The organism is Mesorhizobium sp. WSM4976 (assembly GCF_029625685.1).
In the GTDB taxonomy this organism is placed as follows: Bacteria; Pseudomonadota; Alphaproteobacteria; order Rhizobiales; family Rhizobiaceae; genus Mesorhizobium.
In genome coordinates this window covers 1-4,676 of sequence record NZ_JARTVT010000070.1, presented here as the reverse complement: position 1 = coordinate 4,676, position 4,676 = coordinate 1, and the positions used below count along the sequence as shown (strand labels likewise).

Here is a 4,676-nt window from a genome sequence, read left to right as displayed (position 1 = left end):
GCCGAAGCCGCGATCTGGGCGCGCGACAATATGAGGAAGCCCTTGATCGCCTACATCGCCGGCCTGTCCGCCCCGAAAGGCCGCCGCATGGGCCATGCCGGCGCGATCATCTCCGCCTTCGGCGAATCAGCGCAGGAAAAGGTGGAGATCCTGAAAGAGGCGGGCGTCGTCATCGTGCCGACCCCGGCTGCATTTGGCTCGACGGTCGCGAATGTGCTTGGGCAAAAGAAAAAGGTCGCCTGAGCGACTACGGTCGTCCTTCCGATCGACTAGGAAAATTCAGATGAGACCACGCGTTATAGTCACGCGCCGCTGGCCCGCGACTGTCGAGCAGCTACTTTCTCAGCGGTTTGACACAACGTTCAATCGGCATGATACACCGCTGACTTCCAACGAGCTCAGGGCTGCGTTCCGGGATTTTGAAGCGGTTTTGCCGACGGTCAGTGACCATTTGTCGGCAGCCGTCTTCCCTGAAGCCAAGGTTCGAACCAAGGTCATTGCCAATTTCGGCGTTGGTTTCAGTCACATTGACACCGACGCTGCACGCAAGCATGGCATCGTGGTGACCAACACGCCCGGTGTGCTGACCGATTGCACTGCCGACATCGCCATGTGCCTGATGCTCTCGGTGGCCCGTCGTGCAGGCGAGGGGGAACGTCAGTTACGCGCCGGCGAATGGCCCGGTTGGTGTCCGACGCACATGATTGGCTCGAAGGTCTCCGGCAAAACGCTTGGGGTCGTTGGAATGGGCCGGATCGGCAAAGCGACCGCCCGACGCGCGCGGTTCGGCTTCGGTATGGACGTGGTCTTTTACAATCGCTCCAAAGTGGATGATGAGGAAATCGTTGCCATAGAAGCCAGGCAACTGTCGAGTTTGGAAGAGGTGCTGGCAGAGGCGGACTTCGTGTCGCTCCATTGTCCTGGCGGTGCTGAGAACCGGCAGCTTATCAACGCCTCCCGCTTGGCTGCGATGAAGCGTGGTGCCTTCCTCATCAACACCGCCCGCGGTGATGTGGTGGACCAAAACGCCTTGATCGACGCGCTAATGCGCGGCGAGATCGCCGGCGCAGGGCTGGACGTCTTTGACGGCGAACCTCAAATTCCTGAGCCGTTGAAGCACATGGAAAACGTCGTGCTTTTGCCGCACCTCGGCAGCGCGACCAAAGAAACCCGTGTGGCCATGGGAATGCGGGCAGTAGAGAACCTTGTCGCGTTTTTCGACGGGCGCCCGGTGCCGGATCGGATCGTGTGATGAGCATCGACAGTTCGGCTTCAAGTCTGGCTGAGCTTCGGATGCTGGCCATTCACCTGTTTCGCCAAGGCATTGCCGCATCCGATCCCGAGTCGGCGGTCGCGTGCGCTTTGAAAGCGAGAGAGCCCGACATCGCCGCCGCCCGCAGCGTCATCCTGATTGCGCTGGGCAAGGCGGCGTGTCTGATGGGAAGGACGGCGCTGCGATTCGTCGGGGACAAACTGCGTAGGGCATGCGTGGTCACCAATCGCGAAAACGTGTTGGACATCGAGGGCATTGAGATCATGGTCGGCGGTCATCCGCTGCCGGACGAGGGAAGCCTGAAAGCTGCCAGGGCGATTGAAGAGGCGGCGCGGTACGCGTCGCCCGAAGACCTCGTGCTGCTGCTGATTAGTGGCGGGGGCTCAGCCATCGTCTGCGCGCCTGCGCCGGGCATTTCGCTTGCCGATAAGGTGGCACTTAACGAAGCCCTGGTTCGTTGTGGCGCCGACATTTTTGAGATCAACGCAGTAAGGCAGATCTTCTCAAGACTGAAGGGCGGGCGTCTCGCGGAACTGACCTCAGGCGTTAGGACGCTGTCGCTGGTACTCTCGGACGTGCCCGGCGACGATCTCGCCACAATCGCCAGCGGTCTCACGGCAAAGCCCACGACCGGCGTTTCCGATGCCGTCATTGTTCTTCGACGTCACAACCTGCTTCAGTCGTTGCCCCTGAGCTTGCGGAGGCGACTGGACGATCTGTCCGCTGGCGAAGATCGAGCATGTGCGAGCTTCGATCATGTCGAAAATGTCGTGATCGGCAGCAACGCAATCAGCCTGCAGCGCATGATGGATAGCGCCAAAGAGCACTGTCCCACGGTGGTCAAGGCCGCTGCCTGGCTGAACGGAGATGTCTCGGAAGCGGCCCATGCCCTTCACCGCCTAGCCATGTTGGCGGTGAAGCAAGAGGGACCGGTGGCAATTGTCGCCGGAGGAGAGACGACTGTGAAGGTACGCGGCAGCGGGAGAGGAGGACGCAACCAGGAATTTGCTCTACAGTTTGCCCTTCTAAATGAACGACAGCCGATCCGGCGGCCCTGGGTCTTTCTGAGTGGCGGCACCGACGGTCGGGACGGGCCGACAGACGCGGCGGGCGCCCTTGTCGATACCGGATCAGCAGAACGAATGCGCCGGCGTGGGTGCAAGCCGGAAGCTCACTTGAGTAACAACGATTCGTACCATGCATTGGCGGCTGCAGGCGATTTGCTTCTGACCGGGTCTACAGGAACAAATGTCGCCGACCTGCAAATTCTACTGATGCAATAGGCAAGGTTTGCCGAGGCGTTGATGAGGGCACCATTTGTACCGTATCGAAGATGTAAAATCGGTCACATTCTGCAAGCGGCGTCCAAACAATGGGCAGGCCGTCGATTAACACGAAATCTTCTTACGCTTGGGTCGCTGCGGATATACAGGAGCTAGCTCCTCTGGGGCTGTTGGCGTCGGAAGAACAAAGATGAACGTGTGTCGACGAGCGGAAACAGGATTTCGTTATCCGCGGAAGTCGGGCGGCGGATCGCGCAAAGCAACCTTGTTCCGGCGGTCTTCGTAGTATGGCAGTCGTAGCTGCGGCGCGGAAATCTGTTTGTTGTAATTATACCGCAAGAAGGGACTGTTTTGCTGGCAGGCACCTCGCGTCACAAAATGCCTTGACAGAAATCGGGAGAAGAAAATAAGAAGGGCAATGCAGCGGGCTAGCTGCATCGGAATTGGGGTATTTGAAGCCCCCGACTGGCGCGGTAGCGCCGTCGGGGGCTTTTTGCTTTGCGCGCTAGGAGGAGAAAATCGCGATGAAGAAGACTCCGTTTTACGAAAAGGGCCTTGAGTATGGGGCCAAAATGACCGAGCTATTTGGCTACTTCCTCCCCTGGGAGTACAGCGTCGGGCATCCCCGGGAGCACTTGGCTACCCGCGACAGCGTTTCACTATGTGATCTGGATTATATGGCAGAGTTCGTGATCGAAGGACCCGATGCGCTTCGGTTTATCCAGATGCTCGCCACGAACGATTATTCTAAGAAGACGGTCGGCTCCGTGCAGTACACAGCAATGTGTGACGAAGACGGTCAGATGATCGACGACTGCACGATCTGGTGCCTGGATAAGGCCAAGTACATGATCATCAGCGGTTCAGAAGACGACTTCACTTGGATTTGCAAACAGGCGAAATCGTATAACGTGACCACCACCAACGTGACCGATAAGCATACAACCCTTGCGCTGCAAGGGCCGAAGGCCAATCGCGTCCTGCAGCCATTGGTAGATATCGACCTGTCGACCATAGGCTATTACCGCTTCAGGCCGGCAAAAATTTCGGGGATCGAGTGCATCATCGCGCGCATGGGCTACACGGGTGAAGCCGGTTTCGAACTCCATTTCAGTTCCAGTGAAGGGCCAGCCGTCTGGAATCTCGTCATGAAGGCTGGCGCGCCCTATGAGATTGTTCCATGTGGCCAGGCTGCTTTGGAGAGCCTGCGTCAGGAAGCCGGATATCTCTTGGTCGGCAAGGATCATGATCGTCTTACCAACCCCCTCGAAGCCGGCATCGGCTTTGCCGTGAAGTTTGGAAAAGAGGATTTCATAGGCAAGGCCGCTTTGCAGCGAATCGTCCGAGACGGGGTAACCCGCCGGATGGTGTGGCTCGACATTCCGTCCGGCGACGTGGCTGAAACCGGCGACAAAATTGTTGTCGGTGAGCGCGAGATCGGATCAGTCACCAGCGGGTCCTTTTCGCCGACCAGAAAGCGGGGAACCGCCATGGCTTATGTCGATCCGGCCCACGCCGTTCCGAGCCTGGACGTTGCCGTCGTGTTTGGGAATGGCAACCGAGCGGATGCGAAGCTGTCTGTAATGCCGCTGTATGATCCAGGTGACACCCGAACCAAGAGTTTCGCCTAATCTAGGCGTTGAAAGCTTCCCCCAATACAGCTGGGAAGCTTTTAGCGACGTAGTTTTTGTTGATGGGTCGCCGCTTATTAGACTGACAGGTGGGCCATTGAGGGTTTAGTGCTAGGCCTTTAGACCAGCCTTATCTCATTGCACCTGCTGGTCGAGGGATATCGGCCGCAAATTTGCTTCACCAAAGCACGTCGAACCTTAATGCTCGCGGTTGGTTGCGCCCGACCGATAACGATCACGCTTTTGGTGGCGAATAGGGTCGCTCCGTTCCCGAACGGCCGTCGCTTCTTGAACCATCGCGATCCAGCGCTGCCGGATCGAACACCATTCCGGAGGGAAACATGGCCGAAGTGAAGTCCGACATCGAGATTGCGCGCGCCGCCAGGAAGAAACCGATCCAGGAGATCGGCGTCAAAATCGGCATCCCGACCGAGCATCTGCTGCCCTATGGTCACGACAAGGCCAAAGTGTCTGCCGAGTTCATCAAGT

The 4,676-nt window shown here is 58.1% G+C and carries 4 protein-coding genes and 1 pseudogene; all 5 read left to right on the top strand.

What is annotated here, in order from left to right:
• A pseudogene (locus P9272_RS35550) lies at positions 1-243 on the top strand (succinate--CoA ligase subunit alpha); the annotation flags it as partial.
• 40 nt (positions 244-283) lie between these two features.
• Positions 284-1,252 carry a D-glycerate dehydrogenase gene (locus P9272_RS35545; protein ID WP_278164843.1) on the top strand — a complete coding sequence of 323 codons (969 nt, stop codon included), beginning with the start codon at positions 284-286 and terminating at the stop codon, positions 1,250-1,252.
• On the top strand, positions 1,252-2,556 hold the full coding sequence (locus P9272_RS35540; RefSeq protein ID WP_278164841.1) for a DUF4147 domain-containing protein: 1,305 nt from the start codon (positions 1,252-1,254) through the stop codon (positions 2,554-2,556). Before P9272_RS35545 ends, P9272_RS35540 begins: the two co-directional genes overlap by 1 nt.
• A 524-nt stretch (positions 2,557-3,080) precedes the next feature.
• Complete coding sequence (gene gcvT, locus P9272_RS35535; protein WP_278164839.1) at positions 3,081-4,187, top strand: glycine cleavage system aminomethyltransferase GcvT; 1,107 nt, start codon at positions 3,081-3,083, stop codon at positions 4,185-4,187.
• A gap of 341 nt (positions 4,188-4,528) precedes the next feature.
• On the top strand, positions 4,529-4,676 hold a 148-nt coding region (locus P9272_RS35530; RefSeq protein ID WP_278164844.1), incomplete at its 3' end, for a formate--tetrahydrofolate ligase.

Excerpts from the sequence above, each read along its gene's own strand:
- gcvT (WP_278164839.1), top strand. The coding sequence starts at position 3,081 with ATGAAGAAGACTCCGTTTTACGAAAAGGGCCTTGAGTATGGGGCCAAA.
- P9272_RS35545 (WP_278164843.1), top strand. The coding sequence starts at position 284 with ATGAGACCACGCGTTATAGTCACGCGCCGCTGGCCCGCGACTGTCGAG.
- P9272_RS35540 (WP_278164841.1), top strand. The coding sequence starts at position 1,252 with ATGAGCATCGACAGTTCGGCTTCAAGTCTGGCTGAGCTTCGGATGCTG.